We start from the raw sequence: 19,635 nt of genomic DNA on the forward strand, positions 1-19,635 counted from the left end.
TCCTTTAAATGAGCTTTTTTCGGAAATGCTCGCTGACCGTTTCAATGAGATAGACGGTGACGATGAGGGCCACGATGATCATGCCGACGCGGGGGTAATCGCGCCATGCCAGATTTTCGTTGATCAGCAGGCCGATGCCCCCTGCTCCCACATAACCGAGAATGGCCGCATAACGGACATTTCCTTCAAAACAAAACAGCGATGTCGATATGTAGCCGGGCAGCACCTGCGGCAGCACCGCAAAGCGAAACGCCTGCATGCGGGTCATGCCGAGCGATTCCATCGCTTCGAAGGGCCCCATGTCGGCGTTCTCGATCTGCTCGCAGAGCAGTTTCCCGACATACGACAACGTAAACAGCATGATCGCGGCGGTGCCCGCCAGCGGGCCGAGTCCGAAGACGAACGTCGCGATCAAGGCCGTGACGAGCGTAGGCAGCGTTCTCAGCAGGCTGAGCGCCGCTTTGCCGGCCGCCGCAACCGGCTTGCTGCGGACGATATTGGAGGCGGCCATGACCGCAGCCGGGAGAGCAAGCAGCGCTCCGGCAATCGAGCCGAGCAAGGACATCTTGACGGTGTCGAGCAGCGGCGGCCACAGCTGTCCCAGGCTGCTCCAATCCGGCGGCAGCATATCGGAAACGATGACCCAGAACTGATCGATTCGGCCGATCAACGTTTGCAGCCGGAAATCCGTAAAATAGACGGATGCGATCGTACAAAGCGCGAGTCCCGCACCAATGAGCGGTATCCGGCTTCTTTTCTCCATAACGGCCTTGCCGTTCGGCAGCGCGATTCGCTTTGGCGGAAACAGCCTGTCAAGCATAGGCCGCACTCGCTTCCCAGGAGCTCTCCGCTTCCCACTCGCCGCCGTAAATATGCCGAAGCATCTCGGCTGTCACCTGCGAGGACGGGCCGTCAAAGACAATCTCTCCTTTGCGAACTCCGAGAATGCGGTCCGCATATTCCAATGCAATGTCCACATGGTGAATGTTCATGATGACCGAAATGTTCATCTGCTTGTTGATGTTCCTGAAATCGTCCATCACGGCTCGCGCCGTTACGGGATCGAGGGAGGCGATCGGCTCGTCGGCCAAAATAATGTCGGGCTGCTGGGCCAGCGTCCTCGCCAAGGCGACGCGCTGCTGCTGGCCCCCGGACAGCTGGTCCACGCGGGTATACGCCTTGTCGAGAATGCCGACCTTGTCGAGCGCCTCGAGCGCTTTTATTTTCTGTTCTCGCGTAAACATGCCGGTCAGCTTGCGCCACATCGGAAGCTCGGGCACGAACGACACCAGCACATTGTTGATGACGGTCGTCCGGGTAACCAGGTTGAACGATTGGAAGATCATGCCGATTCTTCTGCGGAATTGGCGAATCTGCTTTCCTTTCAGCTTGGCGATGTCGACGTTATCGACGAGCAGCTTGCCCTCCGTCAGCTCGTGCATGCGGTTAATGCAGCGAATCAGCGTCGATTTGCCGGCCCCCGACAGACCGATGACCGCCACGAATTCGCCCTGCTTGATCGTCAGATTGACGTTGCGCAGGGCGGTCGTGCCGCCCGCGTACGTTTTGGACGCCTGAATAAACTGGATCATATCCGCTCACTCATCTCTTTTCGCCTTGGCATCGTCGGTTATTTTTTCAAGCTGCGAAGCAGCTCCTGCGCTTTGCGCTCGCCGTCGTAATCGGAGGCTTGGGCGACCTGGTACCCTTCGTGGGAATAAATCGCGATCACGCCCTTGCCCTCTTCGGTCTTGGCTATCGCGATGAACGCTTCCTGCAGCGCCTTCTTCAGCTCGTCCGTCATGACGGCACTGTTCTTGCTGACGCTGACCGTATCGTTGTAGATCGGCTGCGTCACGCCGATGACGTTCGTTTCGTCCCAGATGGATGCCTTCCGGCCGTATTTGGCCGTCCAGTTCGCTTCGTTGTCTCTTCTCGCATCGGCGAAAGCGACGACGATGTCGACCTGCCCTGCCGCCAGCCGGGCGAACGAGCTGCCGTAGGAGTCGGACTGGGAGACGTGAGCCAGATCGGTCAAGCCTTTGCCGTACTTATCCTGCAGCCACAACGACGGATAAATGTAGCCGGCAGGCGAAGAGGACGACATGACCGCCCAGTTGGCGCTGTTCAAATCTTCCCAGGTCAGCTCCTGGCCTTCGTTGACTTTCCTGGCGAGCTCCTGGCCTTTGGCCGAAGGGCCTGCGATGAGCAAGGCACGGTAGTAGGTCGCCTGCTTGTCGTCCACGCCTTGGGTCGGCTTGTTGTCGTTCCAGTCCTTCGGATGATCCGAATCGATGGACAGCGCTTTGCGGGTGGCGGTCAGAATGACGTCCGCTTCGTTGCTGTAGAGCGCATAGGTGCCGCCGGGAATGAGGCCGATATCCGCCGTGCCTGCGCCCAGCGCTTCGCCGACCGCCTCGTACGTCGTGCCGACGCTGATCTCGACATTGCCGACCTGGTAGCCCTGCGAGCCCAGCTGCTTGATGAGCAGCTCTTTGAGCGGCGCCGTCTTCGTAATAATTTCGTCCGGGTCCTTCGAGGGCACGAAGCTGACGCGCAAGGTTTGGATTTCCTTCTTCTCCGGAGCCGCCTGCGTCTGAGGCGCGTTGCCCGCTTCCGACGTCCCGGACGGCGAGCCGCCGCTCGAAGCGGCATTGCCGCCGGTTCCGCAGCCTGCAACGAACGCGATAACAAGCGCGAAAGCGATCATGAACAGCGATTGGATCTTCTTCACTTGCACATCCCCCACTCCCATTTGATAAAATGGCGACGAGTCATTCCTTCGTCATCGGTCGCCACCTGTCGCAATTGGCAGTCAGATGCCGAATTACCTCCTCATCATAAATCTCCTATATTATCTCAAAGTTAATAGATTGTTTTCGGGATGTAAAAAAATTGCATAGGAAAAACGTTTATCGATGCCTATGCAAGGATGAGCGACCGCGGCTTAGCGGTTGTTTTTCTTGGTACAGAAAGTCGCACTCCGCCTTAACCCTTTCGCGAAGTTTAACTTTCTGTAGCGATAAAAAAACAGCCGGGAGCGACTGCTCGCCCGGCTGAAACGATCGCTTGGTATGATGATTCGCCGCAACGGATATCCACTTTTCTCCAATCCCCTGCCCCTGGCGCCTCGACATACCGCCCTTCGCAGCTTCGTAAGCGGAATGCCCATTCCCATCGATCACGGCACGCGCGAAGAATCTGCTTGTCATCGGGGCTATCCGACAAATTGCCTCAACAGCTCGTTAAACTTTCCGCGTTCTTCCAAGAACAGGCCGTGGCCGCTGTAATGAAACGGAACGAGCATGGAATTTCTGATTTGCCGATTCAGCTCCTGCGCTTGGGAGAACGGAATCACTTGATCGTGAATGCCGTGAACGATTAATGTAGGCACGGCGATTTTGGGCAGATCCGCATCCAGCTTCTCATCCCTTAACATCGCGGCAATGGCCGCAGTTGACCAGCCAGCCGCCTGCAGCCCCATTTGGAAAAACCAATCCGAGAACGGAGGGCTGATATATTGAAAGAAAAAGCTCTCCGTCACTTCCCTCATCATTTTAGGACGGTCGTTAAGCGCTTCATGAATAAAATGATTCGCTGTTTCCGCTGTAAAACCGACAGGAGCGGCGGCGGCGATCAGCACGAGCTTCGTAACGCCGTAACCGCTGTGACGGGAAACATAGCGAATAGCGATCGATCCGCCCGTAGAGTGGCCGACGAGCGTAAAATCGCGCAGCTGCAGCGCAGCGACGACGGCGCGCACATCGTCCGCCAACCGGTCATAACGATAGCCGTCGATCGGCTTATCCGATTGGCCAAACCCCCTCCAATCGATGCCAATGCAGCGGTATCCCTTGGCCGCAAGAACATCGAACTGGTACTCAAACTGTGTATGGCTGAGCGGCCAGCCGTGCAAAAAAACGATCGTTTTGCTGCCCCTCGGATTGACATCCTCCACATACAAATGAACGCCCTGCTCCACTTGCACACGGTATCCCACACCGATCACCTGCCTTGCGAAGTATCTTACAAACAGCATACTCACTTAGGCCGGCATGGGTGAATACCTAGCCTTGTCTCTGTGTTCATTCGCTTTTCCTGATTCCAGTCGTCAAGGCAGAAATACGTAAGGCAGAGGCGAACGATTCGCTTCTCTTGCCGCATGCTGCGCCCGCCAAGCCGGGCTGATGATACGGCTGCCCGATGCCATGCGGCTTATCCGGCGATTTGCGCCGATTTGAACGTGCCGTTCGTATGTCCGCTCACGATAATCGCGTGTCCCCCGAATAGATCGCCGTCGTCGAAATACACTTCAAAATCTCCCTCGGGATTTACGCTGATGCTGCTAAATGCCATCAGCTTAACGAACATTTCCTCGGTGATCTCGTCGATCCCGGCTTCATCATCGTCCGGCAGCCACTCGTTGGCCAGCTCGACCAGCTTCTCCGCAGCGTACGCCCGCATTCGCGCATCCCACTCCGTCTGATTCCGAATAAGCTCGTATGCCGTCTCCAGAGAAGCCTTCATTTTCCCTTCGTCTTCATCCCAGTCAAAATAGAGCGTGCCTTCCTGATCGCCCCAGACGATATCCTTCTCGAACGTTTTGACCGTCTTGTTCAGCTCAAAGGTTCCCAATAGCTCGTCCTCGTAATACACCGGCTGCAGCGCTTCCTGCAAAATCCTTTCCATTTCGTCGTCCCGATAGGCCGCGTCCACTACCTTGACCAGCATCATTTCCTTGTGCTGCACTCCTCTGCGCACCTCAAGACGTACAACCGTATTCGCTGCCAAAATATTCCTCGTCTTCTGCCATTCTTTATCGTCGGCGACCCATTGCAGCCGCAGCGCTTCCTGAACGGCAGAACCGCCGCCGCCCAGCTCTTTCCACGCGATTAGCGGGATGAAAACCGTCCACAGGGCGCTGCTGCCCGCTCTTCCCGCGCCGATCCCGGCTGGTCCGGTAACCGCCGCAATTTCTACCACTTCATCCGCGAAGCGGCTTTCAAATGCCTGGATTTCATCGGCTTTTCCCATGCTGCTTACCCCCAGGATAATATCGTTCGGAATTGATAACCGGTCCGATGGTCAATATGAACCTCGCCATAATGCACGGTTACGCCTAACCGCTCCGCCAGCCAAGAGCCGACCGCTTCTATGTCCATCTCCGGATGGCGTACGATCAGAATGACCGGGCAGTCGTAACAGCCTTGTTCCCAGTCATGCTCCCGCGACAAATTGGCATAACAGCCGCTGTCCACCGTATCGGCAGCACCCGTTTCGTACCATTCCCACGTATCCTCGTAATCGCGATCCGATTCATCGAATGGCAGGATCGGTTGCAGCTTCGCGACGACGTCGCTTAATTCCTTTTCGATATAAAACCAAAACTTCCTTTCCACTCCGACTCTCTCCTCCTTCCCGGCCAAAGGTCAAAGCAAAAAAACCTCTGCTTTGCCTTCAGCAGAGGCTGCAACGAGCATTGCCTATCGCTCAGCCCGTTTCCATTATATCCTGTACAAGACCTTGGATAAAGCATTTTAGCCTGGAATAGCCGGCATCATCTCTTGATCGACTGCATGACTTCATCCTGTTTATAAGGGTCAATCGTTTGAATCGTCCCGTCGCTGTTATAGGTCAGCTCGGTATATTTGATGCAGCGCTTGTGGTTAACGCCTCCCGATAAGGAGCTGTCATGATAAAACAAATACCATTTATCCTCCACCTGAACGATCGAATGATGCGTAGTCCAGCCGATGACGGGGGTCAGGATCGTGCCTTTGAACACAAACGGGCCTTTGGGATGCTCGCTGATCGCATAAACCAGGCAGTGCGTCGTGCCGGTCGAGTAGGAAAGATAGTAATAGCCGTTATATTTATGAAGCCACGGGCCTTCAAAAAAGCGCTTATCCTCTTCGGAAGCAAGGATCGGTCTGCCATCTTCGCCCACAATCGAAACTTCCTGAGGCGTTTCTTTGAAAGTGAGCATATCATCGGATAATTCAGCCACTCTCGGTCCGAGCGCCGGCTCATGCGGCGCAGGCCCTTCCGCATTCGGGTCGTACGTCCCCGTCTGCCATTTCTCCAGCTGCCCTCCCCACAGACCGCCAAAATAAATGTACGCCTTGTTATCGTCGTCGATGAATACGGCAGGGTCGATGCTGAAGCTTCCGGGAATATAATGCTCCTGAGCCGCAAAAGGGCCGTAAGGCCTGGAGCTGGTCGCTACGCCCAGTCTGAAAATCCCTTCCTTATCCTTCGCCGGGAAATACAAATAGTAAGTATCGTTTTTATAAGCGGCATCCGGAGCCCACAACTGCTTGCTCGCCCACGGAATATCTCTCAGATGCAGCGCTTCGCCGTGATCGATGCAGGGAGCATGAATATGGTCCATGGACAGAACATGATAATCTTCCATGATATATTGATCGCCGTTATCGTTGGAAGGTCCGTCATGATCCAGGTCGTGCGAAGGATAGATGTAAATTTTCCCGTCAAATACATGGGCGGACGGGTCTGCCGTATACATATGTGTGACTAAAGGCTCGTTAGGCTTGGCGATTTTCGTCATATCCGATTTCTCCTTTTTATTCCGAATTTCATGAGCCCGCTCGGCCCGGCCCGCTTCAGGCTTTCGCCCAACCGTGATGTCAATCAAGCCGATGAACACACATTTATTATAGAATTAATGCGCTTTCAGTCTCTATAGAGGAACTCAATATTATTTGTAATTATTGAATATGTATAGATGACACATCCCCCGGCAACAGGCGGATGTGTCCTTTATGAAAGGCGTCAGCAGATTGGCTTGAGCGCTATAACGACGGCAACGGTCTAACAGGTACGCATATTTCGCACAAATGATTTTTTACCAACTCGCCAACGTATCTTTCCATCACAGGCCTCTTGTCCATCTGATATCCCTTGCGTTGCAAAGCCGGAAAACAATCTGCCCATGCTTTCTGCACGTCTTCTGCCGTATGCTTCACCTTGAAAACAGCATATTCTCCCCCTGACATCATCCCTTCGCTGATTGCATCGTCAAGCACAACATCTTGCGAAATGACGATGCACGCATCGTACCTGCATGTTTCAGGCGGCGTAGTTTCCGGGTTATCCTGTGGAATTCCGAATAGGATGGCCGATTCAGTGAGCAAATTTTTGCTTCTGGCCCATCCTTTTAGCTTCTCCATGGCCTGAATATTCGCGGGACCGTATGGACCGACTTGCCGCACATAAGCTATGCGGTATTGGGGCAGCGTTTCGATTGTCATTTCCATCGTTTCATGTTCCTTTCTCTAGTAATCGTTGATCCATTCCGAATGTAACATGTTATAAAATAATAATCATTAACTTTTTTTCATTCATCATCAGGCATAGCCTTAAAGCACAAAATATTGCATTTTTCGCAGGATTTGTCACTTCATGTGCATGGGGGTTCCTGGGGAGGGGCAGCGTTAACGCGGAGTTCGGGGGGCAATGCGAAGTTCGAACGCTAACGTGAAGTCAACTGCTAATTCTGTTTCAATGCTCTCAGCACAATCGGCTTCACGATATGCTTTTCCAGCTTTCGCTTCGTTCTGGCGATATAGGCGAGGTCCAGGACAGCGTTGGCACGTACTCTGGGATCGGGGTGCTCCGACAATTTCGCGCATAGATCTTGCGCCGTTTACCAATGAGGATGGAACTGCCCGACCGATAAAGATAACAGGCCCATTCGTTCGGAGCTTCTCTCTGCAGGAACGCATCGGTTTCCTCATTCGGGCACTCTGGCAGCGGCGAATATTTTCTATTCATCGTCCCTCCACTATCCGATAAAGATGACAACCCCTTCTTCGGCGAAGGCTTCCTTCAGCCTGGCGATCAGTCCATCGATTCGCGAGCATATATGGGCGTGCTCTTCCTCGGTAAGCTGTTTGTCGGCCCAAGTCTTTATTCGGTCCAGCTCCTCGCAGAGCAGGGGAAAATCGTCCTTGCGCAAATCGACGCCAGGGTCAAACAATGAAACGATGGCCAAGTTCAGCTGGCGGATAGCTGGAATCCAGCATTTCCGAAAGAACGCCTCCGTTGCGACAGGCACATAAAACGAGCGGTTTTCAGGTTCAAGAATTATCGCGGCGACGGACAAGCGCCTCTCCTCCTCTACCGTCGGCATACATTCTCCTATTATAACAAGCGAGTCATGAGTCACCCTATCTCTCTCTAACGCCAGTGACAAACGCCCTTTTGAAAATTTTGAGGTAAGCGCCGAGATGGCGGGGGCGAGCGCGCCGCCGAGGGCCAGCCTGGGCGATTTCCTTCGTCGTCGTGCCGTCGCAGCCCTTTTCCGCCATCAGGTCGACGGCAACCAGCCATATTTTGTCGCCCGTCGCCGTACGCACGCTCATCATTCCCCTCGCATCTATGTGGTTGACCGCCGCCAGGCGCAAACCGCGCCAGGAGCCCGCGCGCAGCGAACAATGCAAGCGACTACTTGCATTCATCATTCGCCATGCAGCGTCCCTTGACTAAACGGGCCATTTATTTTTTTCTGTATAAAATCGTCATGCCGTCGCCGGAAGCTTCCATGCCTATCTCCCCGTCCGCAGCATCCGCCAGCCGGAATGGAACATGCAGCCTGTCCGCGCCGTATTTTTCGTTAACCAGCCTATAAAAGGCCATCAGGACCGCTTTCACGGCATTGTCCTGCACCGGCTCGCGCGCCAGCAACTCGCATACGGCAAGCTCGTGCTTCGGATTCCCGTAGTTTACTGCAATATGGTAGTCGAAGAAAGGAACGCGGCTTTTGCTGCCGGCAAAGCAAACGATAGGGAAATTCGATTGCACAAAGCGATTGACGATCGCTTGAGCCTCGCTTGCGGAGAAAAGCCTGCTTTCGTTCGAAAGCAGGCTTCTCCCCTCGCAAACGACATGAGCATACGGCACCTGCTGCAAATGCTCCTGAAATTTCGCGACAAGGGCTCCGCGCAGCCATAAGGGTCCGATCATATCAAGCACCTGCCGTTTCGGTTAATGTTGATCATGAATTACGGCACGATCGTATTCCCGATGTCCGTATCCGAAGCGTTCAGCCGAATGCTTCCTTTGATCGCCAAATTGTGGATCACCTGCGATTCGGTCGCCGCTTCCGTGCTGATCGCAGCGCTCAAGGAGTAGTTGGAATTGGAGTAAATCGTATTTTGCGCCACCAGGGAGTTCTTCGCTCTCTGGAGCAGAATGCCGTAACCTCCGCCGGACGTCCGGTTGAAGGTGATGCGGTTGCCTACGACCTCGAAGCGATGCTCGCCGACAAGCTGGATCGAAGCTGTCGCGCCGGTAGCGTCCGGAATGTCGTTGTTTATGATTTTCACCTTGTGGCCGAGACGGTTTTCCCCATAAATAGCGACATTTTTCACGCCGCGGATCGTGTTCGATTGAATCGTCGCCTCGCATTTGCTGCCAATGTTGATGGCGTACGACTGCTGGCCCTCGAAGCCGCTCAAATCGATCATATTCCCTTCCGCCGTGACCTCACAGTCGCCTCCCTCGGCCGCCATGTTCGTGATGCGGATGCCTGCGCTGGATTGCGTGACTGTATTGCCGCGCAGCACGACGCCGGTCGATTTGTTCACCTGCATTCCATACGAGCCCGCCTTGTAGGCCTTGTTGTTCATCAGCAGAACGTCCTTGCTGCTGTCCACATTGTACGCCGCCGCTGCAGCGCGCTGAACGGCATTATCCGACACCAGCACATTTTCCGCTTCCCAAACGCCAATGCCGACGTTCCCGAGGTGGGAGAGCGTATTGCCCGTAACGACGACGTCCTTCCCGCGGGCGTCGATGCCGCTGCTGAAGCCCTTGATCACATTGCCGGCAATGGTCACGTTGTTTCCGTCCTTGCCGTTCGATACTTTCTGCCCTGCAATGGCAATATTGCTGCTGTCCGAACGAACGAGCACGTTGCCGATAATGGCGGTATCCATTCCGTTGCCGTAAGACAATGTATTGTCGGAATGGTTGCCTTCGATGATGACTCCGTAGCCGTTAAAATTGAGCACCGATGTCAAATAATTGCCGCGGAACACATTGTTCCTGACCGTAATTTCTTTCGGCACCTCGTAGTCGATACTGCCTTCGCCATATCCTTCGATGTCAATCCCCGATTGCGGGCGGGTACCTTTGACCGTCCCCGCATTCGTAATCTCATTATACTCCACGAACACGCCTTCTCCAGCCGTAATCGAGATATTGTTCCGCCGCGCCCCGTCAAGGAAACAGCGCCGGATATACACCATCTCCGGAGGCGCGTATTTGTCCCCGACGCCGATCATGCCGACAGAGCCGACATAGATGCAGTCGCCGGTGCACTTGCTGATTTTTACATTTTCGATCGTCACGTTCTTGCCGCCATGCACATAAATGCCGAATCCCCACTCCTGCGTAGAGCCGGGATGCGCCGAGAAATCGTGCTGATCGAGGTCCCCGGTAATGATGCCGCCCGAGATGGTGACGTCCTGCACTTCGCGCAAATAAATGCAGGAATAGCCGATCGCATTGTTCGGCTGTACCTTCAGTTCCGCCTCCGCGTCCAGCGTCAGCCTGAAACGGGAAGGAACCGTAATGCCCCCGCCTTTCTCCGGGTTGCGTGAGCTTGTCCCGACGGCACGGATCAAATAGAGGCCTTTGGGAATAAACGCTTCGGCATATCCAGCGCTTTTGGCGTAGGCGATCGCGGCATTAAGGCCGTCCGTCGTCTGCGCCGCATGGGTGCCGTCGGTCGAAATGCCCCATTCCGCCGGATCGATCACGTAGCAGGTCGATGCCCCGGCCGTTCCCGCGGCAGCCGGATTGGCTTCTAACCCGTAGACGTTCCCCGTAACCGACGGCTCGCGCAGCGGGCTGCCCAGAACCGCCCCTGCCGACAGCGTTGTGCCCGCGGCAGCGCTCATGCCGACTGCCCCCAAATACGAGATGAACTTTCTCCGGGACATGGATGACGGCATTGGCGTATCTTCCAGCTGATGCTTGTCTTTCACCTTTCTAATCATCTCCTTGAAATCCAACATATAGCATATATCGGAAACTTGCGCTGATCGCTGAAGCTTTTCTGCAAATTTTCATCAGGGCGATCCGCGAAAAAGCGGCGAAGCAGCCCCTCGTATCTGCCTGAAATATCGACGTCTTCCTTATATATACGATGATATACGATTCGATGGGGTCAGGCCGGTTGTGTTATTATATATTTATCAAGCTTTAACCATTTGAGGGAGCGGACAAGATGAATCAAAATATTCAGCAGTTTAAGGCCGATTTTTTTAAGGCGCTGGCGCATCCGATGCGGATTCGCATTTTGGAGGTGCTGTGCGAGGGCGATAAGAACGTGAACGAAATCCAGAGCATCCTGGGCTCGGAAGGCTCGGCCGTGTCTCAGCAGCTGGCGGTGCTGCGCAGCAAAAATGTGGTCACGGGCGTCAAGGACGGCACCTCGGTCATTTATTCGCTGCGCGATCCGCTCATTAAGGATCTGCTGGCCATCGCCAGGCAAATCTTCGACAATCATCTTGTCGACGCCATTTCCTTGCTGGAAGTGATTCGCAACGAACCTTAACCGAAAAAACAAGGGTATCCGCGAGCAAAATCAAGGATGACCTTGTTTTTTTCTGTTCACGCCGGCTGCAGGCCGGTTATTCGCGTTTGACATTGCCAAGCGGCGGGAGTACCATCTCCTATATATTCAAATAATCAAATATATGAAGAAAAGAAGGTATGTCCGATGAAATGGACGGGAAGATTCGCGGGATACCGCGCTTCCGATATTCGCAAAGATCTCGTATCCGGCCTCATTGTAGGCATTATCGCCATTCCCCTGGGAATGGCGTTTGCTATTGCGTCCGGCGTCCGGCCCGAATACGGCCTTTATACGACGATCATTGCCGGCATTCTGATTTCCTTGCTCGGCGGCTCGAAATATCAGATCGGCGGGCCGACAGGAGCGTTTATTCCGATCCTGTTCGCGATCGTCCTTCAATACGGCTACGAAAATTTGCTGATCGCCGGACTCATGGCCGGCATTCTGCTCGTGCTGATGGGGCTCCTTAAGCTCGGCTCGCTGATCAAGTATATCCCCCGCCCCGTCACCATCGGCTTTACCGCAGGCATCGCCGTCATTATTTTTACCGGGCAGATTCCTAACTTTCTGGGCCTTGCGGACGTGGAGAAGCATGAGCGGTTTTGGCCGAATATGAAGGAAATCGCGTCGCATCTGCCTTCGACGAATATATACAGCGTCATCACGGCGGCGATCTGCTGGGCGGTGATCGTCCTGACTCCCAAAATGATGAAGAAGGTGCCGGGGGCCCTGATCGGGCTGATCGTATCGAGCATCGTGGCGGCCGTCTTCTTCAAGGGGCAGGTGGCGACGATCGGCTCGGCGTTCGGGGCGATTCCGAGCGCGCTGCCGCAGCTGCATTTTCCCGAGATCACCTGGGAACGCATTCAGCACCTGATCCGCCCGGCTCTGGTGATTGCCATGCTTGGCGGCATCGAATCGCTGCTGTCGGCGGTCGTTGCCGACGGCATGACGGGCAGCCGTCACCGAAGCAACCGCGAGCTGATCGGCCAAGGCATCGCCAATATCGTGACCCCGCTATTTGGCGGTATACCGGCGACGGGCGCGATCGCCCGGACGGCGACCAATATTAAGAGCGGGGCGGTCTCGCCGCTGTCCGGCGTCATTCACGGGCTCGTCGTGCTGGCGGTGCTGCTGCTGTTCGCGCCGTTCGCCTCGGAAATTCCGCTGGCCAGCATGGCTCCCATCCTGATGATGGTCGCCTGGAATATGAGCGAAAGAAAGCAGTTCCTCCATGTCTTGCGGACGAAAACGGGCGATTCGCTCGTCCTGCTGATCACCTTCCTGCTCACCGTATTTACCGACTTGACGATTGCCGTCGAAGCCGGGTTATTATTGGCCGTCGTCCTGTTCGTCAAACGGATGAGCGATGGCTTGAAGGTCGCGAAGGTGCTGCCCGATCCGGCGGCCAAGCATGCCAAGGTGAAGGAGCATATGGTCGCCCGGGGCCACGATTGTCCGCAAATCGGGATTTATACGATCGAAGGCCCGCTCTTCTTCGGGGCGGCGACCTTGTTCGAGCAGTCGATCCTGGACGCGATTCATCAGCGGCCCAAGGTGCTGCTTCTGCGCATGGGCAAAGTGCCGTTCATCGACACGACGGGCGAGGCCAATCTGACCAGCCTCGTGAACGATTTTCAGAAGCACGGCGGAACGGTGCTTATCTCGGGCATTCAGCCGCAGCCCCTGGAGGTATTGAAGCGGACAGGGCTGTACGAGCGAATCGGAGCCGACCGGTTCTATGAGCATACCGGCGATGCGATCGAATGCGCTTTGGCCCGATTGGACCGCAAGCAATGCCTGGGCTGCCGCCATGCGGCTTTTCGAGAATGCGCGGCATTCAAGCTATCGGCGGGCGATACGGCTGCTCCCGTAAAGCGAGAGCCGTCAAGAATCTATATAAGTTGAACAAATGTTTCAGCCAGGGCCGCCGTGTGACATTGTTCTTCCCTCTGCCGACTTTGCAGTCCCCATATACGCAAAAGGCCGAGATGCTCTTTCGCATCTCGGCCTTTTCGCGCGGGAACATCCCCGGCCTTAACCGCAAAGTTTGCCCCTTGCTGCGGGTTTCCGTCCAGCCCGCCCGAGCAAGCTGCTCAGCCCGCGGCAGGATACGCGGCTTTGACTTTGTCGGGAAGATCGCTGTGCTGCACCTCCTGCCAAAACGTCACGCCGCGCAGCGGAGCCTCGTACAGCATCAGATAAGCGCCGTCCTTCAACCGTTTGCCGGCGCTGAACGTGACGGTTTTCTTTTTCCCCTTGCCATCCACGCATTCCAACGTATAAGTATACCGGTTGTTCTCGCCGCTTTGGGCTTTATCGTCGTCGACCACGGTATAATAGATCGTCTTGCCTTTAGGGTTTTCCGGCGTCAGCCGTTCCGGACTGAATAATACAAAAATGCATCCGATGGCGACCGCGGCCAGCAGGCCGGCAATCAGCATTATTTTTGTCGCTTTTCGCATGAGTGTTGACTCCCTTCTGTTAATAGACATTTCACTAACGGTTATGTTAAGCCGCCGCATCGGCCGTTCGCAGCCGCCGGATGGCGAGCGCCGAGACGAGGATAATGTACGCGCTGGTCATCGCATAAAATAGGCCGAGCTTGGCGGCCGGCAATGCCTGCTGGTCGAGAACGCCCATCCCGAGCGTCAGCAGCGAATGCGGAAAAAGCAGGCCGAGCTTCGCCACATACAAGCCGAATCCGACAAATACGGCGCACAAGCCGATGCCGATCGGCGCCGCGAAGCTTTGCATCCGCATGGAGAGCAAGAGCTGGACGGCCCCGATGGCGACGGCCGCGAACCAGCCGCGAACGATCCAGCCGGCAAGCTCGGCAGGCGGCTCGTACCCGAATCCGAAGGCAACACCCGCGCCAATGAAGAGCAGCGCGAACATCCCTTGCACGAAGCCGAGCAGCACAGCCGTTATCGTTAGCTTGGCAATGAACGTATAAGCGACCGGCACAGGGGCGGTCAGCAGCAGATGCCAGTTTTTGTTCAAATGCTCGAGTCTGCATAAATACGCGCAGCAAATCGCGATCAGGATCGGCAGGAAAAATTCCCCGTAAAACAGGCTGACCTGCGTCCATAGACTGTACCATTCGTTCTGCAAAACGCCGAGGTTGTTCGCGAAGTTCGCGCAGCCGATCATCATGCTGAAGGCCGGCAGCGAAACGAGGATGAGCCATAGGCGGGAGCGGCGCAGCTTGAGCCATTCCGCCCCGATGCATCTTATGAGCATAGGAAACCTCCTGTTTGGAAAAATAAAGCGGCAGCGTGCATCGCCGACATGGCCTTACGCGCCGCTTGCCGTCATATCTCCTGCCTGGAGACGTGAACGCATCCGGCAATATAGGCCGCCGCCCCCATCGCGAGCGCCAAAAGCGGAAGCTGGAAGCCGAATTCGTTATGCGCATAGCTGAGCGCTCCGCTTGCGTAGCCGTAAGTCACGGGACTTAAGTCCATATAATAAGACCAGATGAACCATAGACGCACCGGAGCCGGGAACAACATCGCCGTCAAGCCGACGAAGCTGCCGAGCATGCCGAGCGCCAGACTGAACGCCTGGTTTTTGACGGCAAGCGACACCCATTGCTGCAGCGCGACGACCGCTGCCGTAGTGAGCAGCGTCCCGGCGGCGAGCCGGATCAGCAGCATGAGCGGCACCGCCTCGCGGAATCCGCTCGCCAGACCGATTGCCGCAATGCCTGCCGTCTGCAGCGCGACAGCCGATGCCAGGAGCAGACACGCGGCGGCGTATTTGGCGGCGTAAATGCGGCTCCGTCTGACAGAGGCGGCCATCAGCAGCTTCCAGGTTTGGCCCTTGTGCTCCATATCGCAGATGCGCGAGACGATCACGGCCGACAAAATCGGCAAAAACAGTCTGTTCATCGAAGCGACCAGCAGCAGCGCGGCAGGCCACCCGGCGTTATCCGGATTGCGGGCTATGGACATGCTCAGCGACATATATGCCCAAGCGAGCTCGACAGCCAGAAACAGCGCGATCATCAGCGCCAGACGTTTGCGGCGCAGTTTGTATAATTCAAGCCACAGCGCATTCATTACAGACTGCTCTCCTTCCCCGTCAGCTCCAGGAAGATGCTCTCCAGACTGCGCCTGCGCTCCTCGATGCGAAGGACATCGATCCCAGCGGCGACGAGCGTCCGATTGCAGCGCGCGACCTGCGCGTCGTCCCCGTCCCGGAGCGTCAAATAACCGTCGCCGCCGACCTGCGGCGTCATGCCGTTCGCGCCGAGCAGCCGCGCGGCCGCTTCGTTGTCCTGCGTGCGCAGGGCAATATGGGATCGGCTCCGGCCTTTCAGCTCATCCAGACTCCCCTGAAAAACAAGCTGCCCGTCGCTGATAATGCCGACCGATGTCGCCACCTGCTCGATCTCCGACAGCAAATGGCTCGACAGCAGCACGGTCATGCCGTACCGCTGCGGCAAGGAACGGATCAGCTCGCGAATTTCGCCGATGCCCGCCGGATCGAGACCGTTCGTCGGCTCGTCGAGCACGAGCAATGGCGGGAACGACATCAGCGCCATGGCGATGCCGAGCCGCTGCTTCATGCCAAGCGAATATTGAGCGACTTTTTTGTCCTTTTGATTTTCAAGGCGGACAATCCGCAGCGCCTCCATCACATTGGCTTCCGGCACGCCGCGCAGCCGCTGCATGACCCGCATATTTTCAAGGCCGGTCAAATGCTGGTAAGCGGAAGGCGATTCGATGAGCGAGCCCGTCCGAGCCAGAATAGAACGGCGGTGTTTGCGCAAATCTTGGCCGAAGACGACGATCCGGCCGGACGTCGGCTGCGCGAGGCCGAGCAGCATTTTCAGCGTAGTGGACTTGCCCGCCCCGTTCGGCCCGAGAAAACCGTAAATTTCGCCTTCGTACACGGTCAGATTGACCTGATTGACCCGGTAAACGTCGCCGTATCGTTTGGATAAGCTGTGTGTGGAAATAATGGCATTCAAGCTTGTTCACTCCCGTCTGCATGGACGCATCATGTTTCGAACCAAGTATGACAGCCCAATCCAACGCCAGGCTGAAGCGAACCTTACGCCAATCTTAAATCCGTCTTGAAGCGTGGCCCACAGCAAATTCGTCCTAGTATAATAGAAGAAAGAAAGGGTGGCCGCGAAATGAACGATTGGAAATGGAAAAAAATTTTGCTCGTGGACGACGAGCCGGAAATTCGGCAAATGATCGACGATTTTTTGCGCAAGGACGGGTTCACCCGCATCTATCATGCGGCGAACTGTCAGGAAGCGCTCGCTCTGTGCCGGTCGCAGAAGCCGGACATCGCCATACTGGACGTCATGCTGCCGGATGGAGACGGGTTTGCTCTCTTATCGTCGATTCGGCGTATATCGCCGATGCCGGTTCTGTTCCTGTCGGCGAGAGGCGAGGATGAAGACCGGCTGCTCGGGCTCGGGCTGGGCGCGGACGATTATATCGTCAAGCCGTTTCTGCCGCGGGAGCTGGTCCTTCGGCTGTCTGCCGTTTTGCGCCGGGTGTACGCGCCGCAGACGGAAGAACGGCTCCCGGTTTTTCGAATCGGCGACTATACGGTCGATCTGGGCAGCGCCGCCGTGCGCGGCCCGGGCGGCGAGCAGCCGCTGACGGCCAAAGAGCTGGCGCTCCTGCTCAAGCTATATGAGAATCGGGGACGCATCGTCACAAGCGACGCGCTGTGCCAGGCGGTATGGGGAGACGATGATGACGGCTATGAAAATACGCTCATGGTGCATATTCGCCGCATCCGGGAGAAGATCGAGGCGGAGCCCTCGACTCCCCGCTATTTGCTGACGGTCAGAGGGCTTGGCTACAAGCTGGCGAAGGAGGAATGACCATGGACGGAGCGATGCCGATATTAAGACGGTTCGTCGGCACTACCATCATGATCTCCGTCTCGCTGCTCGTCATCAATTTCGTACTGCTCGGCGCATGGGTATTCAAGGGGATGGGCAGCGATCAAGCCCCGATCGATACAGTCCGGCAGACGGCGGAAGGACTGGCCGCGGGGGACGGCGGGTACGCGCTCGGCGAGGAGGCGGAGCGGCGGCTGGCGCAAAGCGGCGCCTGGGCGATGCTTCTTGACGCAAGCGGGACGGCGGTCTGGAGCTATGCGCTGCCGGACGAGCTGCCCCGCGCCTACTCGCTGACCGACGTCGCGAAGCTGTCGCGCCATTATTTCATGGATTATCCCGTATTCATCTGGGAGCACCGGAACGGGCTGGTCGTCGTCGGTTATCCCAAGACCAGCTTCGCCAAATACACTTTGAGTTTTTCGACTGAATGGGTAAGAGGCCTGCCCTCTCGCTTGGCCGGACTCGCGATCGGCAATCTTGCGCTGGCGCTTCTGCTGTCGATCGCGATCGGCGCCCTGCTCATTCGCTCGCTACGCCCGCTGATCCGCGGCATTCATGCGCTGCCGAACGATCGGCATGTGGAGGTCGAACCGCGGGGCGTGCTCGCTCCGCTCGCACAAAGCATCAACGCCATCTCCTCACTGCTGCAGAAGAAGAACGAAGCGCTCAAGAAGCGGGACGAGGCGCGCTCCAACTGGATCGCCGGCATCTCCCACGACATTCGCACTCCGCTCTCGATGGTGCTCGGCTATGCCAGCGAGCTGGAGGACAGCGAAGAGCTGTCCCCCGAGCAGAGGCGCAAGGCCGGCATTATCCGGCAGCAGGGGGAGAAGCTCCGCTCGCTCGTAAGCGATCTGAATCTCGTATCGATGCTGGAGTACGAGATGCAGCCGCTCGACGTCAAGCCGATCCGGCTCGCGGCGCTGGCGCGCAGGGTGGCGTCGGATGTGCTGAACAACGGGCTGGACGATCGGTTCGCGGTGGAACTGGAGATTCCAAGCGAGAAGCTCGCCGTGACCGGAGACGAGAAGCTGCTGCTGCGCGCCGTGCTCAATCTGCTGCACAACAGCATCGACCACAATCCGCAAGGATGCCGGATTTGGCTTAAGACGAGCGAGTCGCCGGAGCGCGGCACGTGCTCCCTCATTGTGGCCGACGACGGCAAAGGCATCGCCAGCGGCGAGCTGCCCGACCTGCTGGAGCTGCCGTACGCCGGGAAGCGGCGGCGTCCCGCGGCGAGCGGCCGCGGCCTCGGGCTGCCGATGGTAGCCCGCATCGCCAAGGCGCATGGCGGCGCGCTGCGGCTGACCAGCGGCATCGCCCAAGGAATGCAGGCGGAGCTCGAGCTCCCTACCGCCGGGGCGGCGATATCTCCCCCTGCCAAAAAAACATAAACTCCGAGCCGGCCCCCGTGAAGCGGGGGCGGCTCGCTGCTTCCAGCGTTTAGCTTGAGCTTAAAGCTTCCCGGTTACGTCGACGAAACTGGATGGAATCCGAAGCAGCTGATTTCTTTTCTTCTAGGCCCCCTATTGTTTCATTTGGAAGCATTGCGTCGCGAATGATGTATTTTGTACAACAAAATCGGGGACTCCAGCCGTTTTCTTGAGAGAATGTTGTACAATGTGCATAATTTTAGGCGGATTTCACACTAGCTTTGCAAAGAAGTTGACATCATTTGGATTTAAATGGGTAAATTACTTTTTGGACAAACAGAAACTTATTTTCCCAGTTTAATTTTCCGGCGAATAGGCTAAAAAGTGGCGGCTCCATAGAGCGAGGGGGGTTACCATTTATTTACAATATCCTTTTTATTGGTTGAATTCGTTTGCCAAAACCAATTTCTGCGCCACGTACTTCTTAGGGTGTTTCCTTGGGCGTCCTCGCTTCGGCTTCTTCTGACGGCCTTTTGAAGTTTTCGTCGGTTTCCGGAACAAAGAGCCAAGCAGCTTTTCCCAACTCTTGTCCATATACTGACGCATCCTTTTCAACACTTTGCACAGCCCATGCTCCGTCCCCGTTTGGAGCTTTACGAGAACACACAATGCGTGAGCGATCAGTGTCATGTAAATCTGATTCCATACGGCACAAGGCTTGTTGCTGTACAGTTTAGCCAAACGCAAATATTGCTTCATCCATTTGAAGAACAATTCGATGT

General features: G+C 56.1%; 20 protein-coding genes and 1 pseudogene. 4 read left to right on the forward strand and 17 right to left on the reverse strand.

Annotated features, from left to right (window positions below; all coding sequences use genetic code 11):
• Positions 1 to 4 precede the first annotated feature (4 nt).
• From phnE to F591_RS0115565, 12 genes are all read right to left on the reverse strand, one after another.
• A complete protein-coding gene (gene phnE, locus F591_RS0115510; protein ID WP_019535538.1) occupies positions 5 to 820 on the reverse strand; it encodes a phosphonate ABC transporter, permease protein PhnE in 816 nt (271 codons plus the stop codon).
• Positions 813 to 1,592 carry a phosphonate ABC transporter ATP-binding protein gene (phnC, locus tag F591_RS0115515; protein ID WP_019535539.1) on the reverse strand — a complete coding sequence of 260 codons (780 nt, stop codon included), beginning with the start codon at positions 1,590 to 1,592 and terminating at the stop codon, positions 813 to 815. The genes phnE and phnC overlap by 8 nt, the downstream gene beginning before the upstream one ends.
• Positions 1,593 to 1,630: 38 nt before the next feature.
• The gene (locus tag F591_RS0115520) at positions 1,631 to 2,755 is read right to left on the reverse strand and encodes a phosphate/phosphite/phosphonate ABC transporter substrate-binding protein (protein ID WP_019535540.1); all 1,125 of its coding nucleotides are present in this window, start codon (positions 2,753 to 2,755) and stop codon (positions 1,631 to 1,633) included.
• A gap of 462 nt (positions 2,756 to 3,217) precedes the next feature.
• Positions 3,218 to 4,000 carry an alpha/beta fold hydrolase gene (locus tag F591_RS0115525; RefSeq protein ID WP_019535541.1) on the reverse strand — a complete coding sequence of 261 codons (783 nt, stop codon included), beginning with the start codon at positions 3,998 to 4,000 and terminating at the stop codon, positions 3,218 to 3,220.
• Positions 4,001 to 4,215: 215 nt separating this feature from the next.
• Complete coding sequence (locus tag F591_RS0115530) at positions 4,216 to 5,034, reverse strand: DUF2262 domain-containing protein (protein WP_019535542.1); 819 nt, start codon at positions 5,032 to 5,034, stop codon at positions 4,216 to 4,218.
• Between the two features lie 5 nt (positions 5,035 to 5,039).
• Complete coding sequence (locus F591_RS0115535; protein ID WP_019535543.1) at positions 5,040 to 5,399, reverse strand: hypothetical protein; 360 nt, start codon at positions 5,397 to 5,399, stop codon at positions 5,040 to 5,042.
• Positions 5,400 to 5,557: 158 nt separating this feature from the next.
• Complete coding sequence (locus F591_RS0115540) at positions 5,558 to 6,568, reverse strand: glycoside hydrolase family 43 protein (RefSeq protein WP_019535544.1); 1,011 nt, start codon at positions 6,566 to 6,568, stop codon at positions 5,558 to 5,560.
• 244 nt (positions 6,569 to 6,812) lie between these two features.
• Positions 6,813 to 7,277: an AraC family transcriptional regulator gene (locus F591_RS0115545; protein ID WP_019535545.1), complete on the reverse strand. Its 465-nt coding sequence runs from the start codon at positions 7,275 to 7,277 to the stop codon at positions 6,813 to 6,815.
• A 527-nt stretch (positions 7,278 to 7,804) separates the two neighbouring features.
• Entirely contained in the window at positions 7,805 to 8,152 is a 348-nt protein-coding gene (locus F591_RS0115550; protein ID WP_019535546.1) for a hypothetical protein, read from the reverse strand.
• A 37-nt stretch (positions 8,153 to 8,189) separates the two neighbouring features.
• Positions 8,190 to 8,378 (reverse strand): hypothetical protein, encoded by a 189-nt coding sequence (locus tag F591_RS32320; protein ID WP_211217591.1) that lies wholly within the window; start codon positions 8,376 to 8,378, stop codon positions 8,190 to 8,192.
• A 139-nt stretch (positions 8,379 to 8,517) separates the two neighbouring features.
• On the reverse strand, positions 8,518 to 8,985 hold the full coding sequence (locus F591_RS0115560) for a hypothetical protein (RefSeq protein ID WP_019535548.1): 468 nt from the start codon (positions 8,983 to 8,985) through the stop codon (positions 8,518 to 8,520).
• Positions 8,986 to 9,023: 38 nt separating this feature from the next.
• The gene (locus F591_RS0115565; RefSeq protein ID WP_019535549.1) at positions 9,024 to 11,012 is read right to left on the reverse strand and encodes a right-handed parallel beta-helix repeat-containing protein; all 1,989 of its coding nucleotides are present in this window, start codon (positions 11,010 to 11,012) and stop codon (positions 9,024 to 9,026) included.
• A gap of 242 nt (positions 11,013 to 11,254) precedes the next feature.
• Between F591_RS0115565 and F591_RS0115570 the strand changes: the two genes are divergently transcribed.
• Together F591_RS0115570 and F591_RS0115575 are read left to right on the forward strand one after the other, a co-directional pair.
• Positions 11,255 to 11,584 (forward strand): ArsR/SmtB family transcription factor, encoded by a 330-nt coding sequence (locus F591_RS0115570; RefSeq protein ID WP_019535550.1) that lies wholly within the window; start codon positions 11,255 to 11,257, stop codon positions 11,582 to 11,584.
• 165 nt (positions 11,585 to 11,749) lie between these two features.
• Complete coding sequence (locus F591_RS0115575) at positions 11,750 to 13,513, forward strand: SulP family inorganic anion transporter (protein ID WP_019535551.1); 1,764 nt, start codon at positions 11,750 to 11,752, stop codon at positions 13,511 to 13,513.
• A gap of 188 nt (positions 13,514 to 13,701) precedes the next feature.
• Here F591_RS0115575 and F591_RS0115580 read toward each other — a convergent pair whose 3' ends face one another.
• The 4 genes from F591_RS0115580 to F591_RS0115595 all read right to left on the reverse strand — a co-directional run bounded on the left by F591_RS0115580 (position 13,702) and on the right by F591_RS0115595 (position 16,583).
• Positions 13,702 to 14,070, reverse strand: coding sequence for a YxeA family protein (locus F591_RS0115580; RefSeq protein ID WP_019535552.1), 369 nt, complete (start codon positions 14,068 to 14,070; stop codon positions 13,702 to 13,704).
• A gap of 46 nt (positions 14,071 to 14,116) precedes the next feature.
• Complete coding sequence (locus F591_RS0115585) at positions 14,117 to 14,848, reverse strand: ABC transporter permease (RefSeq protein WP_019535553.1); 732 nt, start codon at positions 14,846 to 14,848, stop codon at positions 14,117 to 14,119.
• Positions 14,849 to 14,919: 71 nt separating this feature from the next.
• Positions 14,920 to 15,669: an ABC transporter permease gene (locus tag F591_RS0115590; protein ID WP_019535554.1), complete on the reverse strand. Its 750-nt coding sequence runs from the start codon at positions 15,667 to 15,669 to the stop codon at positions 14,920 to 14,922.
• On the reverse strand, positions 15,669 to 16,583 hold the full coding sequence (locus F591_RS0115595; RefSeq protein ID WP_019535555.1) for an ABC transporter ATP-binding protein: 915 nt from the start codon (positions 16,581 to 16,583) through the stop codon (positions 15,669 to 15,671). Before F591_RS0115595 ends, F591_RS0115590 begins: the two co-directional genes overlap by 1 nt.
• A gap of 168 nt (positions 16,584 to 16,751) precedes the next feature.
• Here F591_RS0115595 and F591_RS0115600 point away from each other — a divergent pair, with 168 nt between their 5' ends.
• Together F591_RS0115600 and F591_RS0115605 are read left to right on the forward strand one after the other, a co-directional pair.
• Positions 16,752 to 17,459 carry a response regulator transcription factor gene (locus F591_RS0115600; RefSeq protein WP_019535556.1) on the forward strand — a complete coding sequence of 236 codons (708 nt, stop codon included), beginning with the start codon at positions 16,752 to 16,754 and terminating at the stop codon, positions 17,457 to 17,459.
• A gap of 2 nt (positions 17,460 to 17,461) precedes the next feature.
• Positions 17,462 to 18,874, forward strand: a complete 1,413-nt coding sequence (locus F591_RS0115605; protein WP_019535557.1) for a sensor histidine kinase — start codon at positions 17,462 to 17,464, stop codon at positions 18,872 to 18,874.
• Positions 18,875 to 19,288: 414 nt separating this feature from the next.
• Here the strand turns inward: F591_RS0115605 and F591_RS32325 are convergent.
• Positions 19,289 to 19,635 (reverse strand): annotated as a pseudogene (locus F591_RS32325) (hypothetical protein); the annotation flags it as partial.

The organism is Paenibacillus ginsengihumi DSM 21568, from assembly GCF_000380965.1.
Classification (GTDB): domain Bacteria; phylum Bacillota; class Bacilli; order Paenibacillales; family NBRC-103111; genus Paenibacillus_G; species Paenibacillus_G ginsengihumi.

Excerpts from the sequence above, each read along its gene's own strand:
- phnE (WP_019535538.1), bottom strand. The coding sequence starts at position 820 with ATGCTTGACAGGCTGTTTCCGCCAAAGCGAATCGCGCTGCCGAACGGC.
- phnC (WP_019535539.1), bottom strand. The coding sequence starts at position 1,592 with ATGATCCAGTTTATTCAGGCGTCCAAAACGTACGCGGGCGGCACGACC.
- F591_RS0115520 (WP_019535540.1), bottom strand. The coding sequence starts at position 2,755 with ATGGGAGTGGGGGATGTGCAAGTGAAGAAGATCCAATCGCTGTTCATG.
- F591_RS0115530 (WP_019535542.1), bottom strand. The coding sequence starts at position 5,034 with ATGGGAAAAGCCGATGAAATCCAGGCATTTGAAAGCCGCTTCGCGGAT.
- F591_RS0115540 (WP_019535544.1), bottom strand. The coding sequence starts at position 6,568 with ATGACGAAAATCGCCAAGCCTAACGAGCCTTTAGTCACACATATGTAT.
- F591_RS0115545 (WP_019535545.1), bottom strand. The coding sequence starts at position 7,277 with ATGGAAATGACAATCGAAACGCTGCCCCAATACCGCATAGCTTATGTG.
- F591_RS0115550 (WP_019535546.1), bottom strand. The coding sequence starts at position 8,152 with ATGCCGACGGTAGAGGAGGAGAGGCGCTTGTCCGTCGCCGCGATAATT.
- F591_RS0115560 (WP_019535548.1), bottom strand. The coding sequence starts at position 8,985 with ATGATCGGACCCTTATGGCTGCGCGGAGCCCTTGTCGCGAAATTTCAG.
- F591_RS0115570 (WP_019535550.1), top strand. The coding sequence starts at position 11,255 with ATGAATCAAAATATTCAGCAGTTTAAGGCCGATTTTTTTAAGGCGCTG.
- F591_RS0115575 (WP_019535551.1), top strand. The coding sequence starts at position 11,750 with ATGAAATGGACGGGAAGATTCGCGGGATACCGCGCTTCCGATATTCGC.
- F591_RS0115580 (WP_019535552.1), bottom strand. The coding sequence starts at position 14,070 with ATGCGAAAAGCGACAAAAATAATGCTGATTGCCGGCCTGCTGGCCGCG.
- F591_RS0115585 (WP_019535553.1), bottom strand. The coding sequence starts at position 14,848 with ATGCTCATAAGATGCATCGGGGCGGAATGGCTCAAGCTGCGCCGCTCC.
- F591_RS0115590 (WP_019535554.1), bottom strand. The coding sequence starts at position 15,669 with ATGAATGCGCTGTGGCTTGAATTATACAAACTGCGCCGCAAACGTCTG.
- F591_RS0115600 (WP_019535556.1), top strand. The coding sequence starts at position 16,752 with ATGAACGATTGGAAATGGAAAAAAATTTTGCTCGTGGACGACGAGCCG.
- F591_RS0115605 (WP_019535557.1), top strand. The coding sequence starts at position 17,462 with ATGGACGGAGCGATGCCGATATTAAGACGGTTCGTCGGCACTACCATC.